16 protein-coding genes are annotated in these 17,681 nt (G+C 54.5%); 6 read left to right on the forward strand and 10 right to left on the reverse strand.

Features of this window, described 5'->3' with window-relative positions:
* The 3 genes from ABYA77_RS01315 to brnA all read left to right on the forward strand — a co-directional run.
* Positions 1-736: hypothetical protein (locus tag ABYA77_RS01315; RefSeq protein WP_372964128.1), on the forward strand; the 736-nt coding region annotated here is incomplete at its 5' end.
* Positions 737-847: 111 nt separating this feature from the next.
* The gene (locus ABYA77_RS01320; protein WP_372964129.1) at positions 848-1,111 is read left to right on the forward strand and encodes a BrnT family toxin; all 264 of its coding nucleotides are present in this window, start codon (positions 848-850) and stop codon (positions 1,109-1,111) included.
* The gene (gene brnA, locus ABYA77_RS01325) at positions 1,101-1,337 is read left to right on the forward strand and encodes a type II toxin-antitoxin system BrnA family antitoxin (RefSeq protein WP_372964130.1); all 237 of its coding nucleotides are present in this window, start codon (positions 1,101-1,103) and stop codon (positions 1,335-1,337) included. The genes ABYA77_RS01320 and brnA overlap by 11 nt, the downstream gene beginning before the upstream one ends.
* A 320-nt stretch (positions 1,338-1,657) precedes the next feature.
* Here the strand turns inward: brnA and ABYA77_RS01330 are convergent, their stop codons facing one another.
* Positions 1,658-2,539: a DMT family transporter gene (locus ABYA77_RS01330; RefSeq protein ID WP_372964131.1), complete on the reverse strand. Its 882-nt coding sequence runs from the start codon at positions 2,537-2,539 to the stop codon at positions 1,658-1,660.
* A 105-nt stretch (positions 2,540-2,644) separates the two neighbouring features.
* Between ABYA77_RS01330 and ABYA77_RS01335 the strand changes: the two genes are divergently transcribed.
* Complete coding sequence (locus tag ABYA77_RS01335; RefSeq protein ID WP_372964132.1) at positions 2,645-3,592, forward strand: LysR family transcriptional regulator; 948 nt, start codon at positions 2,645-2,647, stop codon at positions 3,590-3,592.
* Positions 3,593-3,607: 15 nt separating this feature from the next.
* Here ABYA77_RS01335 and ABYA77_RS01340 read toward each other — a convergent pair whose 3' ends face one another.
* Both ABYA77_RS01340 and ABYA77_RS01345 read right to left on the reverse strand, forming a co-directional pair.
* On the reverse strand, positions 3,608-6,106 hold the full coding sequence (locus ABYA77_RS01340; RefSeq protein ID WP_372964133.1) for an acyl-CoA dehydrogenase: 2,499 nt from the start codon (positions 6,104-6,106) through the stop codon (positions 3,608-3,610).
* 114 nt (positions 6,107-6,220) lie between these two features.
* Positions 6,221-7,111 (reverse strand): prenyltransferase, encoded by an 891-nt coding sequence (locus ABYA77_RS01345; protein WP_372964134.1) that lies wholly within the window; start codon positions 7,109-7,111, stop codon positions 6,221-6,223.
* 177 nt (positions 7,112-7,288) lie between these two features.
* Between ABYA77_RS01345 and ABYA77_RS01350 the strand changes: the two genes are divergently transcribed.
* Complete coding sequence (locus ABYA77_RS01350) at positions 7,289-8,470, forward strand: MalY/PatB family protein (RefSeq protein ID WP_372964135.1); 1,182 nt, start codon at positions 7,289-7,291, stop codon at positions 8,468-8,470.
* 13 nt (positions 8,471-8,483) lie between these two features.
* On the opposite strand, the gene ABYA77_RS01355 is transcribed toward ABYA77_RS01350, so the two are convergent.
* The 3 genes from ABYA77_RS01355 to ABYA77_RS01365 form a co-directional block, all read right to left on the reverse strand.
* A complete protein-coding gene (locus tag ABYA77_RS01355; RefSeq protein WP_372964136.1) occupies positions 8,484-9,422 on the reverse strand; it encodes a DMT family transporter in 939 nt (312 codons plus the stop codon).
* A gap of 42 nt (positions 9,423-9,464) precedes the next feature.
* On the reverse strand, positions 9,465-10,850 hold the full coding sequence (locus ABYA77_RS01360) for a succinylglutamate desuccinylase/aspartoacylase family protein (RefSeq protein WP_372964137.1): 1,386 nt from the start codon (positions 10,848-10,850) through the stop codon (positions 9,465-9,467).
* A 257-nt stretch (positions 10,851-11,107) separates the two neighbouring features.
* Complete coding sequence (locus tag ABYA77_RS01365) at positions 11,108-12,745, reverse strand: MBL fold metallo-hydrolase (RefSeq protein WP_372964138.1); 1,638 nt, start codon at positions 12,743-12,745, stop codon at positions 11,108-11,110.
* A 148-nt stretch (positions 12,746-12,893) separates the two neighbouring features.
* On the opposite strand from ABYA77_RS01365, the gene ABYA77_RS01370 reads away from it, so the two are divergent.
* The gene (locus ABYA77_RS01370; protein ID WP_372964139.1) at positions 12,894-13,319 is read left to right on the forward strand and encodes a thioesterase family protein; all 426 of its coding nucleotides are present in this window, start codon (positions 12,894-12,896) and stop codon (positions 13,317-13,319) included.
* Between the two features lie 9 nt (positions 13,320-13,328).
* Here the strand turns inward: ABYA77_RS01370 and ABYA77_RS01375 are convergent, their stop codons facing one another.
* From ABYA77_RS01375 to ABYA77_RS01390, 4 genes are all read right to left on the reverse strand, one after another.
* On the reverse strand, positions 13,329-14,603 hold the full coding sequence (locus ABYA77_RS01375; RefSeq protein WP_372964269.1) for an MATE family efflux transporter: 1,275 nt from the start codon (positions 14,601-14,603) through the stop codon (positions 13,329-13,331).
* Between the two features lie 178 nt (positions 14,604-14,781).
* The gene (tpx, locus tag ABYA77_RS01380) at positions 14,782-15,282 is read right to left on the reverse strand and encodes a thiol peroxidase (RefSeq protein WP_372964140.1); all 501 of its coding nucleotides are present in this window, start codon (positions 15,280-15,282) and stop codon (positions 14,782-14,784) included.
* A gap of 108 nt (positions 15,283-15,390) precedes the next feature.
* Entirely contained in the window at positions 15,391-16,614 is a 1,224-nt protein-coding gene (locus tag ABYA77_RS01385; protein ID WP_372964141.1) for a Bcr/CflA family multidrug efflux MFS transporter, read from the reverse strand.
* Between the two features lie 113 nt (positions 16,615-16,727).
* Positions 16,728-17,639 (reverse strand): LysR family transcriptional regulator, encoded by a 912-nt coding sequence (locus tag ABYA77_RS01390; RefSeq protein ID WP_372964270.1) that lies wholly within the window; start codon positions 17,637-17,639, stop codon positions 16,728-16,730.
* Positions 17,640-17,681 lie beyond the last annotated feature (42 nt).

The following is a 17,681-nucleotide window of genomic DNA, read 5'->3' on the forward strand; positions in this document are numbered from 1 at the left end:
ACGCTGGCGCTCCGGTGCGCCGCAAAGCCAAAGCGTTATGGCCTACAGGAAACATATGAGTGACCCGACAATCAAAACGAAATTGGACCGGCCTGTAATTTTCAGGACCTGTGGCAAAGATGTGTACGAAGCAACTCTTTCTTCAGGGTCTATCTGGTTGCGGTCTAGTCGGTACTACAGACAAATCGAAGATATCGCTAGGCAAGATAGTTCAGAGGGGGTCAATGGAACTTCTGCGCTTTTTCCTCTCCGCTTTGCTCCTGAATCGGCGCAGGCAATTACATTGGAAGGGCCGGGTTCAGTAGGGCAAGAAATTGTCCTCCATTATCTTGTGTCAATGCATGGAACAAGTATCACTGAAGCAACACGTAAGGAGTTCGGTGGTTATACGCTTGGTATTCGTTGTATCGCAGACCTCGCGGCGGATATCGTTTATCAAGTTTCTAAGCAAGTTCCAGTTCAAGGGTATAGATATGGTCAGGTAGCGTATCAACGGACGGCCTTAACAATGTCCTACGATCCTCACGGTTCGGCGATAGAGCTGAGCGGGTCTCCATCGGTCCACGTCAAATCGATTAATACTGACGTCCTGAGAAAGGACCCCGTTGAGCCATTCATAGACCAAGATGAATGGAGAATTGCGATATTTACGAATAGATACCTAAACGATGCCCCGGATGAACCACTGAAGATAAATGTGGACCCTAATCACTTCTACGGCTACATCAAGCCATAACAAGTGCAGGCAAGGGACGCTCCTTACGTCGCGCCCCTGCTGCAAGCGTTAGCAGTTTCACTACTCCTCCCACATCTTGCGAGATGAGTAAAAAAGGAATAATTTATACTCATGGATGAGTTTGAATTCGACGAAGCCAAAAGCCAAGCCAATCTGGAAAAGCACGGTATTGATTTCGAGGCCGCCCAAAAATTGTGGGCAGATCCGTACCTACTGGAAATCCGCGCAAAATCAGAGGGCGAGCCAAGGTTTTTGCTGATCGGCAAGATTGCTGAAAAGCACTGGTCGGCTGTCGTCACATACAGGGGTGCTCGTATTCGTCTGATTTCAGTCAGACGTTCCCGTAAGAAGGAGGTTGAGCTCTATGAAAGCTAAAGACTTCGACAAAAAATTTGAGGAAGGTCAGGAAGACATTGTTGATGACCTGGACCTGTCCTCTGCTCGCCGCGTTAATCAGGAACAAAAGCGAATCAACGTAGATTTCCCGGCTTGGGTTGTCGAGTCGTTGGATCGTGAGGCTGCGCGCATTGGCGTTACCCGCCAATCGATCATCAAGGTGTGGCTGGTGGAGCGTCTTCAGGCAGAATCTGCTAACAAGTGACTGTGGTGTCAATTCCATAAATTAAGCCATTTAGCTTTTGAGAACTCCTGGCTTTTGACACCGATGTTGAGCACAACAATCTTCTCGGATTCCACCCGATAAGCATGCCTTACGCCAGCCTCAAACGGGGCCTTTTCGACTCGGATCTGAATGTCCGCTTTGCGACCGTAGCGCCAGTTGTGTGTCTTCGCAAATCAACCTTTGGCGCGTTGAATTCAGCTTTGGTGTCACCTGCTACGCTGAGAAGTGACCCTGACCCCGTATTAGGTCCTGCCAGATAGTAGCAGGTCATTCCTTGGCATCTCTATGTGTCGAGAGTATCAACTATTCAGCGGTTGAGCCCGTAATATCCGGTGGTTCCGCTGAAGGGAACGCATCCCCACCATAATCAGCGGCACTACGATCATCGCACTGCCAACCGCAAACCACAGGTCGGGTGCTTCACCAAACCAGATCCAGCCAACACCAACAGCCCAGATCAGCCCGGTGTACTCCGCGCTGGTGACCTGATTGGCATCCACCTGCCGGTACGCCAGTAACACGGTGATGTTGTAACTCAGAATAAACAGGGCTGAACCTGCCGCACTGAACAGGATTTCGGCGTTCCAGCCGGCACCTTCCCACCAGGCAAGAGCGCCCGCAGCCGGGATAATGAGCAGGTAGTTCAGAAACAGTTTATGCACGGTACTTTGGTCTTTCGGTAACTGGCGGACCATGACGGCATTGATAGCCAATGCAAAGGCGGAACCGAGTGCCGCTACGGCAGCCCAGTTGAACTCCATTGGCCGCAGGATAACGATGATGCCGCTAAAACCACTGAAAACCGCAACGACACTCAGAGGTGTGAGCCTTTCCCGGAACAGAACTACTGACAGTACCATGACCAGTATTGGTGCGGCGTAGAAGATGGCGTTGGCGGTTGCCAGCGGCAAGTTGGTGAGCGCGATCACCATACATGCAATGCCCACGAGGTGTATGTGCGCGCGGATTGCGTGGATCTTCAGGCCACTGAACAGGTTTTTCCGGTCGAGTTTTTTTGCCAGAGGTAGCAGGAAAACCAGTGTGAGAAGGCAGCGCAGGAAAGCAAACTGGAAGATTGGGGTGTCGGCTTCCAGAAGTTTGACCAGTACGTCGGAGACCAGGGCCATGGCGTTGCCGATGATCAGCAGCAGGATCGCGCTGTTTACAGTTTTGCCTGACATGTATTGACCTTCTTACCGGGTAGTTGATGTGTCAGGGGAAGTCTATCTGTGCTTAACTATCCGATAAAATGATCATTCTTTGTTTGCTATTAGAAAAATAGATATATGAAGCTGCCACCACTTAAAGCTCTTCCCGTGTTTGAAGCCGTTGCCCGGCTGACCAGTTTTTCACTGGCAGCGGAGGAACTGAATATTACCCAGAGCGCTGTGAGCCATCAGATTAAGCAGTTGGAAACCTATCTGGGAGAGCGGCTGTTCTGGCGTTCCGGCCGGGTGGTGACGCTGACCGATGAAGGTCGACAATATTTCGATGCGATCGGCACCGCCCTGTTGCAGATTGAGCGGGCGAGTGAGCAGTTATTGGGGCATGAGGAGTCCCGGATCCGGTTGTCGGTCTTCAGTTCTTTTGCTGTGCGCTGGCTGGTGCCACGGTTACCAGATTTGCAGCGTTTGCACCCGCAGATCAATCTGGCACTGGAGATGAGTAATGAGGATCCTGTGTTGTCAGACCGGGTAGCGGATTGTTTTATCACTATTCGCCGGGATTCGCCTGCGTACAGTTACGATTTGCTGTATGAAGAGCGGTTGTTTCCGGTATGTAGTCAGGATTATTGGCTACGCATTCGCCGGGAGTTGGGGCGGGATGTGGCTCCGGAGGGGCGGTGCGAGCGTCCGTTGAGTTCGGAGGAGATTGCACGTTTTCCTTTGTTATCCACCCACAGTATCTATGATAAACCTGTTGGTGACTGGGAGGCGTGGTATCAGGATATGAATGAGTCGTTGCCAGTTGGTGTCCGCGCTCAGCACTTTAGCCATATGCTGTTGGCATTGGAAGCGGCGCGGTTTCACCAGGGTATTGCCCTGACTAATGACTATATGTTGAGTACCCGGAAAGATTCTGAGGATTTTGTCCGGTTACCAGCCCATGCGCTGGTAACCGGCGATAAGTTTTACGTCGCCTGGAAGACCAGCCGCAGGCATGAACGGGGGATCCAGACACTGCGGCGGTGGTTAGTCGGCGAGGCGATTGTTGGCGGGCTTCGCAGTGAGTAACGTGCCTCTATGGTGTTAGGTGCTGTGCCTTTCAACAACTTTGCGCTTACCTTTGGCGCTCCTGGCCAGAGCTTTCAGACCATCCGCCTCAAAGGCATCCACTCGGATAACATCGTAAAGAGCCGTTAACGCTTCCTCCAGCTTCGGACACTCATCGGCTGTCACAATGCCTTGGGCGCAGGCCCAGTCCACCAGTTCTTTACGCTGATGGCCCATCAGCAAAGCAATGCCATCCAGTTCATCTTCGTCACGCTGGCGGATAGCGTCATGCAGTCGGTGGCGCATATCTTTCGTTTGTTGGGCCAGCGTGTAGGCATTCAGAACCCGGCCCAGAGGGTCTTTGGGGTCCAGGGACATGAAGGTGCCGCGGCTGACACGTTCGCGGACGGGCGTATCATTTACGATGGATGCAGCCACACGGGCACCAAGTTGGTCATCGGGGCCATTGAGGCCGGTGGCGCCAAGCGGAAAGATCAGGAAGCGCAGAGGCCAGCGCAGGGCCGGTACCGGGAATTTGATGATCGCCTCCCGCATGGAATGTTGCAGGTCGTGCAGGCAGGTTTGCAGGCACCACTCCACCAGGTCACGCTGGTCTTCCGGGTAGCCTTCTTCGTGCCATTGTTTGATCACGGCTGTGGCGTAATACAGCTGAACCAGGCAGTCTGCCATTCGGCCAGACAGGCGTTGTCGGGCCTTCAGGCCTCCGCCAACGGTTAACAATGTCACATCGGTCATCATGGCAAAAGCGGCGGAGAAGCGGCCTAGTTGTCGGTAATACTTTTGGATATCTCCGTGCCTCGGAGCTGTTTCCAGCCAACCTTTGCTCAGGCCCAGCAAGAATGCGCGTAAGGTGTTGCGAGTGGTGTGGGCCAGGTGGCTGTAAAAAATGCCATCGAATTTTTTCGCAGCTGCATCCTGATCTTCCATGCCGGCTGCTTCGATTTCTTCCACAATGAACGGATGGCAGCGAATGGCACCCTGGCCGAAGATCATCAGGCTGCGGGTCAGAATGTTTGCGCCTTCTACCGTAATGCCAATGGGCACGGCCTGGTAGGCGCGAGCCAGAAAGTTTCGGGGGCCGGTGATCACACCGCGGCCCGCCACGATATCCATGGCGTGGTTGATGACTTCTCGCATCAGGTCGGTATTGCGGTATTTAAGCACTGCCGAGGGCACGGCCGGGCGCACGCCACGGTCGAGCATACCTACGGTGAGCAGGCGTGCGGCGTCCATCATATAGGTGTAGCCGGCGATGGGCTCCAGTGCTTCCTGAACGCCTTCAAACTGGCTGATGGATCGGCCGAATTGTTCCCGCGTATAGGCGTAGGAGCCGGTGGCGAGGCTGGCGAGTTTGCCCGCGCCGGTACCCAGTGCAGGCAGGGAGATGGAACGGCCGATGGACAGGCATTCCAGTAGCATGGTCCAGCCCTTGCCTAGCATCTCCTGACCACCAATCACCTGATCCATGGGGATAAACACGTCGGTGCCCCAGGTCGGCCCATTCATGAAGACGGTATTCATGGGCAGGTGGCGAGTACCGGCATTTACGCCGTCGGTGTCACGGGGGACCATGACGCAGGTCACGCCTATGTCGTCTTGTTCACCCAGCAGATGATCCGGGTCGTAAACCTTAATGGCCAAGCCAATCAGTGTGGCGACAGGTGCCAGGGTGATGTAACGCTTGTTCCAGGTGACTTTCAGACCGAGCACTTTTTTGCCGTGCCATTCTCCTGTGCACACGATGCCCTTGTCAGGAATGGCGCCCGCGTCAGATCCGGCTACGGGTGAGGTTAAGGCAAAGCAGGGAATCTCTTCGCCGCCCGCGAGGCGAGGCAGATAGTGATTCTTTTGCTCATCTGTGCCGTAGTGCATCAGCAATTCGCCCGGGCCTAAAGAGTTAGGTACCATCACGGTCACGGCAGCAGACACGCTGCGGGTGGATATTTTCATTACGATTTCAGAATGGGCTGTGTTGGAGAAGCCTTTGCCACCATCTTCTTTGGGAATCACCAGCCCAAAGAAGCCGTTTTCGCGAATGAATTTCCAGACGTTCTCCGGCAGATCATAGTCTTCGTGGGTGATCTGCCAGTCGTTCAGCATTTTGCAAAGCTCTTCCACCGGGCCGTCGAGGAAAGCCAGTTCTTCGCTGGTCAGGTGGGCCGGTTTGGCATCTAACAGTTTGTTCCATTCAGGCTTGCCCGAGAATAACTCGCCGTCCCAATCCACAGAGCCGGATTTCAGGGCTTCTTCTTCGGTGGAAGACAGTTTGGGCAGGCGGCCGCGAACCCAGCACAGCAAGGGGCGGCTCAGCTTGTTAAGGCGTAGGTCGCCGGGAAGCACAACCAGCAGAGCTAACGCCAGTAAGACGCCTCCCAGGAGAAAGCTCAGAATGTGCCAGTCGTCCTGTGCCACACCAATCAAAGTGGCTACAGACATGACAATGGCAGCGGTTTTCCCGCCGATGCTGAAGTAAATCAGCACCAAGGCACTAAGAACAAGAAACAGGATGCTCACGGGAAGACCTCCATATCGGTAATAAACTCAGGCAGATTGCACTCTAACCATCGGTCAAAGTTTGTGCAGTTGCAAGCACGGCACATGCTTGAGCCTAGTACACTGCGCCCCTGTTTACAGGCTCAGTCCGACAATTAAGAGTGCCAGAGTCGATAGCAGCGTCGCCACATTAAGGCCTAAGACCTGATTCAATGCATCCGGCCGGGTTAAAGCATCTGGCAGGCGCAGACTTATCCAAAGTGCGCCAGGCAGCGGTGCCAGGGCCAGAAAGCTCCAGGGGGGTAGGGCGGAGGAAAATGTGGCGGCCGCGATCAGGACATAGCTACCCAGAAGTAAAGTGGCCACCAGCCTGGCAGCGGCTTTTGCCCCCAGAGTGATAACCAGATGTTTTCGACCTATTTTCCGGTCGGCTTCCGCATCAGGGATTTGGTTAATCAGTAACAGTTCACTGACTAACAACAACGCCACTCCGGAAGAAATGAGGGCCGTTGTATTCAGTTCTGCGCCCAGCGCAATCAGGCCACCCAGTACCATGACAGGGCCAAAACCAATGCCGGGTGCCAATAAACACAACCAGGGTGAACGGGTAATCCAGCGGGTGTAAGTGAGCACCAATATCACGCCCGTTGCCCCTAGTACCAACATCGGAAGTCCCCGGAGCCAGAGGAAATACAGGCCAATGGCAATGACAAGCCCGAGGGTGCCCAACCCAGCCAACAAAACGCCATGAGCTGCTGACGGAACTTCTGGAAGAGCTCCGCTGCCACCAGAGAAGGGGGTGCGCCGGGTGATCATGTCCAGGCCGGATTTGAAATCATCGTATTCATTCAGCAGATTGACCGCAGCATGAGCCAGAACTGCGCCGATTAACACCAGAAGTGTGTCCAGCAGAGCCGGTGAATGACCTTGTTGCCAGGCAATGGCAACACCAAGCCCTGCGCATAAGGGCGCGAGGATCAGGAAGTTGGGGCGGGAGGCGCGGACTACTGCAACCGTTTCAGACATTGATCAACCTTATTCGGGAAATAAAGAACGCATTGATGGCTGGCGACGAGTACCAGCCCCAGACCATTGGCGCAACAGGCGCCCGGCCAGGATTGCTTAATAATACCAGTGATGTCACCTTTTGAGGTTCTTGTTGTATGGTTTCGTCACTTTGTAACTGAGTGCCGTCGATGGAGAATGATTGTGGCCATAGATTTTGATCACCCGATAGAACGGGAAAACACCTGTTCGGTGAAGTTCGATGTGCGTAAGGCTGTTTTTGGCCGTGATGATGTGATTCCGGTGTGGGTGGCTGACATGGATTTTGCCGCCCCGGAAGGGGTGACGGCAGCGTTGACGGCCCGGGCTGAACATCCTGTCTATGGTTATACTGTTTTCCCGGATACCCTTTATCAGTCGTTGATGGACTGGTTTGCCACGCGCCACAGCTGGGCGATTGAGAAGGACTGGATATTGATGGCGCCCGGAGTGGTTCCTTCTCTTCATGCCGCCTGCATGGCTTATGCTCAGCCTGGTGAAGGCGTGATTATTCAGCCGCCTGTGTACCCGCCATTTTTCAGTTCGGTGAATCTGAGCGGACGAACGGTGATCGAGAACCCCTTGATACGAGATCCAGAGTCCGGTCAGTACCGCATGAATTTGGAGCATCTGGAGCAATGTGCGGCCAGGTCGGACGCTAGAATGCTCATGTTCTGTTCGCCTCATAACCCGGTTGGCCGGGTGTGGTCAGAAACAGAGTTGAAAGCCGTGCTCGATATTGCCCGCAAGCATCAGTTGGTAGTGATTACGGATGAGATTCACTGCGATCTGGTCTATCCGGACAAGCCAGCCCACACTATGCTTGCCAGCCTTGCCAGACCGGATGATGCGTTAGTGACAGCCGTAGCGCCCAGCAAAAGTTTCAATATGCCCGGTTTGGGGCTGTCTGCTTTGGTGATTTCCGATCCGGAACGCCGTCGCGCAATAAAAGCAGTGTTTGATTCCATGCATCTGCCCCAGTGCAATCCATTCAGCGTAACGGGTTTTGAAGCGGGGTATCGCAAAGGTGGGGAGTGGCTGGATCAACTGATGGTGTATCTGCAAGCCAACCGGGATTACGTGGTTCAGCAGGTGGCAGACCGGTTGCCAGGTATCAGTGTATCGGCTCCCGAGGGTACTTACCTGATGTGGCTTGATTGCCGGGGCCTGCGGCTGGATGACGCTGGCCTCAGGCGTTTTTTTGTTCAGAAAGCCGGCGTTGGCATGAACCCGGGGATTACCTTTGGTGCGCCTGGTAGCGGTTTTATGCGGTTGAATATTGGTTGCCCACGAGCAGTGTTGGAGCAGGTTTTGGGACGCATTGAAGCGGCGTTAGCCTAACGGGTTGCGACGATTACTTTTGGCCGGCGGGCTGTCTCTGGCCGACACGGGTGGCCAGTAACAGTCCCGCGAGGATCAGCGCCCCTCCAATAATATGAGGCATGCCCAGAGATTCCCCGAGAAACACGCTGGCCAGAGCCGAGGCGAATACTGGCGTCAAATACATAAAAATGGCGGCGTTGGCGGGGCCGATTTTGTGCACGCCGTGATTCCAGAATCCGTAAGCCAGAATGCCGGGGAAGATGGCGAAGTAGAGTAGTGGCAAGGCCGTGGCCTGTGATAGCTCGAAACCGCCAGAAAAAAACAGGACATCGATCAGAAAGAAAGGAAACAGGACGACAGTTCCTAATAGAATCTGGGTTGTGAGAAAGGTCAGCGGGGGCAGTGGCACGGACTGTCGCCGGAGTAATACAGAGAACAGTCCCCAACTGAATACTGCTGCGATCATAATCAAGTCGCCGGGCTGTGCCTGCAGGTTGGTCAACACGGACATGTCTCCCTGTGCGATGACCGTCAGAATGCCCAGAATAGCCAGACCAATGCCCAATGCCTGAATGGGGCGTGTTCGGTCACCCAGTAGCAGCCACGCCAGCAGAGCAATAAATATAGGAATGGTGGAGTTGAACAGGGCGATGTTGGTGGCGGTAGTGGTCAGCGCCGCATAGTAGAGCAGAGAATTAAACGCCGCCACACTGAAGGTGGCCAGGGCGAGCATGGAGCCCAGGTGTAGGCGGATTACTTGTCGGTGATGCCAGATTCCGGGCAAGCCGAAGGGCAGCAGCAGGGCCAGAGCGATAATCCAGCGCCAGAACGACATGGAAAGCGGCGGAATATGCTCCACTGTACCCCTGGCTACCACCGCGTTGCCTGCCCAGAACAGGGGTGTAAGAATCAGGCCAAAATACGCCAGGCCCGGAACCTGGGATAAGAAACCGGTGTTCTTTGCCGCCACAAGAGTTCCTTAAAGGGAGTCGTGCATCAAACGCCTAGGATACTACTCCCCCGGAACTTCTGCTTTGGTACCAATGTGGTAGGCCGCGAACCCGGCCATCACTACTTGATCGACCGCCATGCCGATAATCCGACCGCTGGCGTTAGAGCGTATAGGGTGTTGTTCGTTGGTAATAGGATCTGAAACGTAGCCCAGAATTTCGCCCTTGGATACTTTGTCGCCGAGTTCCACTTCGCTGAACAGAATGCCGCCATGTTCTGCTCGAATCCAGACTGAGTCGTAATAGATGGGCTCTGGGTCGCCCCATACGAACATGCGTGAAATCATGTTGTGTTTTTCCATCAGGCTGTGCAGGCTGTTAACGCCGGCCTTGATCTGATGCTCCTGAATCCTGAGGGATTCGCCTGCTTCCAGGGTTACCGCACGAATACCGGCTTCAACGGCCGCAGAGCGCAGCATTCCCGGTGATCCCGAGCTGTGAACAACCGCTATGCGATCAAAACCCTGAGTGAACACAGACACCTCCGGATTGTTCATGTCGGCCCGCAACTGTGGCAGGTTGGTGCGCTTGAGTGAGCCGGTGTGGATGTCGACCAGCATATCGCAATGGCTGATGACATCGGTAAACAGGGAATGGGCAATCCGGTCGGCCAGACTGCCGTCGGGGCTGCCAGGGAAGTGCCGGTTAAGATCCCGGCGGTCCGGCAGGTAGCGGCTGCCTTGCTGGAACCCGCTGAGGTTCACAATGGGCACACCGATCACCCGGCCGCTCAATTTGTTTGGGTCGAGGTCATACATGGTGCGCCGGATAATCTCGATACCGTTTAATTCATCGCCGTGAACGGCACCGGTCAGGCACAACGTAGGGCCGGTGTGGACACCGTTGACCACCAGTACCGGAGTGGTCTGGGATAATCCTGCAATCTGAATCTTTGGGGACCAGGCCAACCGGGTGGATGTGCCAGGCAGCACTTCTTTTCCCAGTAGGGTAAAGCTTTCTGACGGTACCGGTGCGTTCTCGGAAATCCCGGCAGTATTCTCTGTTTCAGAGACGGGTTCCTGTTCCTGCTCATTGACTACTACCGCCTCGGCCGGAGCTTCAGGTTCAGGCATAGGCGCAACCTGTTTCAGGTCGACATTGGGTGCAATCTGGCGTGTTTCTTTAGCCTCCGCAGGTGCTGGCTCAGGTTTTTGCGTCGTTTGTACAGGCTCTTCTACTGCAGAGATGTCTTGCTTCGGGTTTGCGTTGATTCGCCGTGGTTCAGACTTGACCACATCTTCCACGTTTTCGTCTTCTGCCAACTCAGCAAGCAGAACACTGCTTTTGGTGTTGCCGACTATAGCGAAGGCGAAGGCAGGAGCCAGCGTCAGTAATAAACCAGCGATCAGTTTGCGGTACAGAACGTTGTTGCGCGTATGAAACAGCATAAGTCCTCTGGTGCCAGACGAAACGGCCCAAGCATAGGGTCCAAAAAGGGCCATGAATACCGCTGTGACAAACATGTAATGCCACTTTCATGATTCCCGGCCGATTCTCAGCGGCCTGTTGTGTATAACAGGGTTTTCTTACAATGCTATGAACTGTTATACGCGGACTCGTGAGGGAACTGTGTGGCTCTTTTGCGAAATCTGATGGTGATTTTGTTACCGCTGCCTTGGGAGAACACAAAAAATGACCCGGCGGTTTAAGCCGGGTTCATTGTGTGCCAGAGATCATCTTTCCGGAATGCTCTGTGTTCGGCTTCCAGTTTCTCTAAGTGTGCGAGGGCGGAGCGGGCAGCGAGTTGGTGAATTGCTGCCGGCACATCATCATAGGCCTCTGCGGTCAGATCTTTCAGGCTTATTGGCGCCATTGCCTCCAGTACCCGGAAAACCTTGTGCTCACGGGATAAACGGTGGGTAATCAGGTAATCAACGACAGCCTCCGGATGCCCCATCAGAAACCCGTGTGCTGGCGCAATGAATTGAACCTGCTCTTCTAACAGATCATACAGCGATTCAATATAGGCTTTCATATCACCATCCGGTGGGTTGATGACGACCGTTGAGCCTTGCATGATGTGGTCCCCGGAAAATAGCAGCTCCTGATTCGTCAGCAGATAACACAGGTGGTTTGAAGCGTGACCGGGTGTGTGCAGAACCTTCAGCAGGCCAGCTTCGGTTTTTATCAGATCGCCATGTGCTGGTTCCTCATCGGGTGAAAATCCTGTGTCCTGTCCGGCACAGTCTGGTGCTGGCCAGCCAATCGCCCGGCAACCGGTGCGCTCTTTCAGCAACTTGACGCCGGGAGAGTGATCGTGATGGGTGTGCGTCACCAATACCTGATCCACCGCGCCACCCGTCAGTGCCAGAATTCGTTCAATATGGGCCTCATTCGCCGGCCCTGGATCAATCACGGTAAAGCGCTCAAAGCCCACGATATAAGTATTGGTGCCCGGCCCGGTCATCATCCCGGGGTTCGGTGCTGTCAGCCGGACAACTCCGGCAGCAATCTCAACAGGGTCGCCTGGCGTAATCTGAGCATTCACTGAACCCGCCCCTTCGGGGTCTAGCTTCATTGCCTCATCATAAGCCGGCGCATTCGGTTCCAGCAGTATTGGTTTGCCTTTGCGCAGCGCTGGCCAGGGATCGGTCGGAAATGCCTCTGGCGGGTTTGCGTGGGCATAACGCATCAGTTCTGACGTGGTGCTGAAATCACAAAGAACACGCAGTGTGCGAATGGTGGGGAGTCCTAGCAGTAGTTTTCCCGCTTTATGATTTTCCAGTGCCTGTGCCGGAGAAATCCAGAGGTGAGCAATGGTTTCTTCGCCATCATGGCTGGCCACATGCCCTTCAGGGGCTACGGCCACAAAAAACCGGGTATCGAACCGGCGTGGCGGGCCGGGCGGTGTTACCCAGTGGCTCAGATACGCCAACCGGTCCAGCGGTAACGTCAGTTCGTGTTTCTGGCACAGTTCTGCCAGAGAAACTGTTTCCTGAAATAGTGCCTGGCGATCGGCCATCACCGGGTGATCTGCCCCAATCAGATTTCCAGCTTTATCCATGGCCAACAGAATACCGGCCTCTTCAAAACACTCCCGGACAGCCGCCAGCATGTAATCTGCACCGCCCTCGACCAGACTCATGGTCTGACTGATGGCTGCATCCTCAACTCCGATGGCATGGTCCCGGCCCTCGGGTTCCTGTTCATTTACCGCGCCTCCGGGGAAAACAAAATAGCCGGGCAGAAAAATGGCGTCCCACGTGCGTTGCAATAAAAGGACTTCAATGCCGTTTGAGGTGTCTCGGGTCAGAGCCAAAGTGGCCGCAGGACGAATGCTCATAAATTACTCTTAATTGTTATCTGAGGCGTGCATCAAATGTATCAGCGATAAACCCAAGATACCCGATACAGGCACAAGATGAGAAGTCACAACCGCAAGGGTATGATGCGCTATAAACTCAATGAAAGATCTGGAACAGGAAACCACCGTGGCAAGAATCAAACTGGAATTCCCGGATGACGTCTTCTGCTTTGAAACCAGGATGCCCGTCAGAATCAGCGACATTAACGGCGCTAACCACCTCGGGAATGATGCGCTCATTTCCATGCTTTCTGAGGCGCGAGCGCAATTTTTGGTGGCAAATGGCATTGAAGAAGGCGATCCGCGCGGTCACGGCATCGTTGTTACTGATCTTGCCACCATGTACCAGAGTGAATCCTTCTATCCAGATATGCTGCGATTTGAAGTTGGGCTGATGGATTTTAACAAGTACGGTGGCGATTTTGTGTTCCGGGTAACCAAAGTCGACAGCGGCCAACCCGTTGCCATGGCCAAATACGGTTTTGTGTTTTTCAACTACAACACCCGTGAAGTAATGGCTGTTCCGGAAAGCTTTCGCGCCCGATTTGCGTAAAAGTGGGAGTCAGGCCTGCTGGCGTAACCGGTTCATTCCCTGGCGGTATAAGCTGTATGCCATGACTCCAGCCACTAAGTTGCCAATCAGGGCTCCGGTCATCAGGCCTGGTAGCCCTGCTAGTTGTGCTCCGATCCACAGCATTGGCAGATAACAGCCAAACAACCGCAATACTGAAATCAGCAAGGCCCGCATGGACATGCCCAGGGCGTTATTGATCGATACCATAAGAATGCACACACCCAAGCCGCTGTAGCTCAACGGTACCCGCAGCAAGTAACTCAAAAGGACGTTCTGTACGTTGGCATCTGGGCTAAACAGGGTAGAAACGAACCCGGAAGCGCCTAACCATACCAGCCCGATGAACAGTTGCCAGCCTACGATAAAGCGAACGGCAATTCTGACCAGTTTTCGGATATCTTCGAGTTTACCGGCTCCCAGCATGCGCCCTACCATAGGTGGCATGGACATGGTGAGTGCCAGCACCACGACAATGGAGAAGAATTCCAGCCGGGTGCCAAGCCCCCAGGCGGCAACCGCTGCGGAGCCATAGCCGGCCACCAGTGCTGTGGCCAACATGGCGGACAGAGGTGGCATCAGTTGGCTGACCATGGCCGGGGCCATGATACCGCCAAGTTGGCGGATAGCTTTGAGAAATTGCAGCTGGAACAGGTCAAACCGGAGCCATTGGCGTTTGAGTATTAACGGATAGATGACCAGTGCGCCGATGGTAAAGGCAGTAATCGTGGCCCAGGCTGCACCGGGTAGGCCCCAGTCAAAAACGAAGATGTAGAGTGCGTCCAGAGCGATGTTGAGCAAGCTGGTGATGATCATCATGTAGCCGGGCAGGCGGGTGTCGCCGTTGGCCCTGCATATGGCGTAGCTGAAGTAGACCATAGCACCGACCCAGGCGGAGAGCAGCCATGGCATCCAGTATTCGCGGATGGCTGGGCGCAGCGCTTCTTCGGCGCCGAGCATATTCAGAATCAGGCTTTGCAGCAGCCAGACCGAGAGGCACAGGACCAGTGCCAGGGTGGCGCCGATGGTGATGACGAGGCCGCCCAGGCGCTGCGCGCGCAGACTGTCACCTTGCCCCAGGGTGCGGGAAATGATGGCAGTAGTGGCAATGCCCAGACCGACGTACATGCCGCTGACAAGTTGTTGCATGGGAACGGTGAAGCCGAGTGCAGCGAGTGGGTCACGGCCTAATTGGCCAACGAAGGCGCTGTCGGTCAGCTGGAATGTCATCAGGGAGAGGACGCCGAACAGCATTGGCCAGGTCATGTGGTAGAGCTGGCGGCCTAGGGAGGCATTTTGTCGGGCTTGTTGCACGTTGATTGTGGAGCCTTGGGTTCTGGGGATGAGGCTGATTCTAACAGCTCTGGCTTTTGGCGCACGGTTACTCAGGCACCGGCATATATTTCCCCGGTGCGTGAGTTAGGGTACGGGTACTCTGAGTTGGTCAGAGTACTTTCAACGCTGCTTCGTAATCTGGCTCGTTTTTGATTTCACTTACCAGTTCGCTGTGGATAACCTTGTCGTTTTCATCCAATACCACAACCGCACGGGCGCAGAGGCCGGCCAGGGGGCCGTTTTGGATGGCCACGCCGTAATCTTGCTGGAAGCTGTAATTGCGGAACGTGGACAGGGTTTCAACCTTATCAAGGCCTTCGGCGCCACAGAATCTTGCTGCCGCAAAAGGCAGATCCGCAGATATGACCAGAACGACGGTATTCTCGAGGTTGCCGGCTTTTTCGTTGAATTTTCGGGTGCTGGCAGCGCAGACGCCGGTGTCGATGCTGGGGATGATATTCAGAATTTTGCGTTTACCGGCCCAGTTATCGAGCTTGACGTCTTCGAGGTCGCTGCTGGTCAGGGTGAATGGCGCAGCATTGTGACCCGTTTGGGGGAATGTGCCGCTAAGTTCGATGGGGTTTCCATCGAGTGTGACGTTGGTAGGCATGGTTTTTTCCTTTTTTGAATGGAGGTCTGGTACCTACACTGTGTAGCTTAATTTGGTGGAGTTTTCATCCATGTTGTTTGTGGGGTTTTTGGTTTGCATCGGTGAGCGCTAGCTTTGTGAGCCGGCACTCTGTGGTTCGAAATCCTGGGCAGGATAACGCTGCACAAGCAATAGGTAACCCAGCAGGCCCAATGTTGCGCAAACGGTAATGATGATGGCCATAACCATAGGCGTGCCGTCGTGCAGGTGGCCAACAAGGGCTCCTGCGGTGGCGGCTGCAGCCATTTGTACGAAGCCGAGTAATGCGGAGGCAGAACCGGCCATTTTGGGGAAGTTGGCCAGGGCGCCGGCCATACATTGGGGGAGGATCATGCCCAGAGCTGCCATAAAGGCGGTCTGGGGCAGAATCACGGCCCATGGAGTGTAGATCTGGCTGTAGGCCAAAAGCGTCATAATGACACCTGACACCAGACTGCCAATGAGGCCATATCGCAGGATTTGACCGGCGGTGCAGTGGCTTGCAAAACGGATAGAGGCGATGTTACCGAGGACGTAGCCAGCGGCGGTTACGGCATTGTAGAGACCGAAGTGTTCGGGGGCTACGCCGAGAACATCAATCAGTACGAAAGCAGAGCCAGACAGGTATGCGAACAGGCCACCGTAAATGGCTGCGCTGGTGAGGGTGTAGCCGATAAATGTTGGGTCTGTGCTCACGAGTCGATAATTACGCAACAAACTATAGAGCCGGAAGGGCTGTTGGTTGTGTGGGTGGAGGGGTTCGGGGATGCCAATGGCGATGACGGCGACCATGATCAGAGCATAGGCAGCCATGACAATGAAAATCCAGTGCCAGTTGAAGACAGCAACCATAAAGCCACCGAGCGTAGGTGCAATAGCGGGAGCCAGTGCCATCATGCCGGCCAGCATGGCCAGGATTTTTGCGGCGTCTCTTGGGGTGTATATGTCTCTTACAATCGCGCGGGCAAGTACTGGCCCGGCGGAACCGCCCAAGGCCTGAAGAAAGCGGGACAGCTGCAGCATTTCAATATTGGTGGCCAGCGCACAGCCAATACTGGCCAGTGCAAACAGGAGCATGCCACCAATCATGATGGGTTTACGCCCATAGCGGTCTGCCAGAGGGCCGCAGACTAATTGGGCAATCGCAAAGCCGGCGATATAGATACTCAGGGTCAATTGAACCTGGGCGGTACTCGCCTCGAAATCGCTGCCGATCTGGGGGAGTGCTGGCAAATACATATCGATGGCCATTGGCCCGAGGGCAACGGCAGCGGCCAATAATATGGTTGTCCAAATACTAGTAAGTGCGAGCATTCTTTGTTCCGGCATTTGAGTGAGGAGCGAGGCTGTGCTGCAGAATTCTAGGGGGGTAGACCGAAAAAAATAACGGTCAGGCTTTCATTTGATATATGAATGATATCGATTGATTAGTTGTGAAGGCCGTTCATGGTGGCCGCGACGGAGTTCACCTGATTACGAACCCAGCGGTGAGCGGGGTCGGTTTGGTGACGGCGATGCCATAGCATGAGCAGGGTGAAGGGATTGTATTCGAAGGGTAGTGGAGCGTAGGCGAAGTCTCGCATCAGCTGATTACTCATGCGTTCAGGAGCCGAAGCCAGCATAGTGGTGCCGCGTAAAAATGCGGGCAAACCAGAGAAATTGGGGACCATCACGCTACTTTTTCGTTTAATGCCCCGGGTGTCCAGCGTTGTATCCAGGCCGAGCTTTTCGCCAGTGGAGAAGAGCACGGTAATATGGTCAGCGGACATGTAATCGTTTATGCCGGTAGGTGCTTCACGTTCATTCTGGTCGTAATACACGACCATCCTGTCGCCCATCAAGCCTCGTTGCATGATGTCGGTTGCCTCCGGCGCATGGGGGCTGATGACGAGATCGCAGGCTTCTTTTCGCAGCATATCGGGATTAGGAATGCCGGAAGGAATCACTTGCAAATGAATGCCCGGAGCCTGTTCCCGAAGGATATTCACCAAGCCGGGTAGCAGCAGGTCCCGCTGGTAGTCGTTGGCCGCAATGGTAAAGGTAAACTCCGCCGTAGCTGGTTCAAATGGAGGTCCGGAGGGCAGGGTACGGATGTCGTCTAGCAGTTGGCGGATATGAGGGCCGGTACGCAGAGCATATTCCGTAGGTACGATGCCGCGGCCGGACTTCACAAATAGCGGGTCACCAAAGGCCAGCCGGAGACGGTCCAGGGTATGGCTGACGGCTGACTGGCTAACGCCTAAGCGGGCAGCTGCGCGGGATACGCTGCTTTCGTCCAGTACGGCCATAAAGGTGACCAGCGAGCGCAGGTCCAGGTTTAATATATCAATAGCTTTCATGGATCGGAGTTTAGGTGAGGGGGACTGCAATGTCACGGCTCA

Origin of the sequence: Marinobacter sp., from assembly GCF_041595835.1 — a bacterium.
In the GTDB taxonomy this organism is placed as follows: Bacteria; Pseudomonadota; Gammaproteobacteria; order Pseudomonadales; family Oleiphilaceae; genus Marinobacter.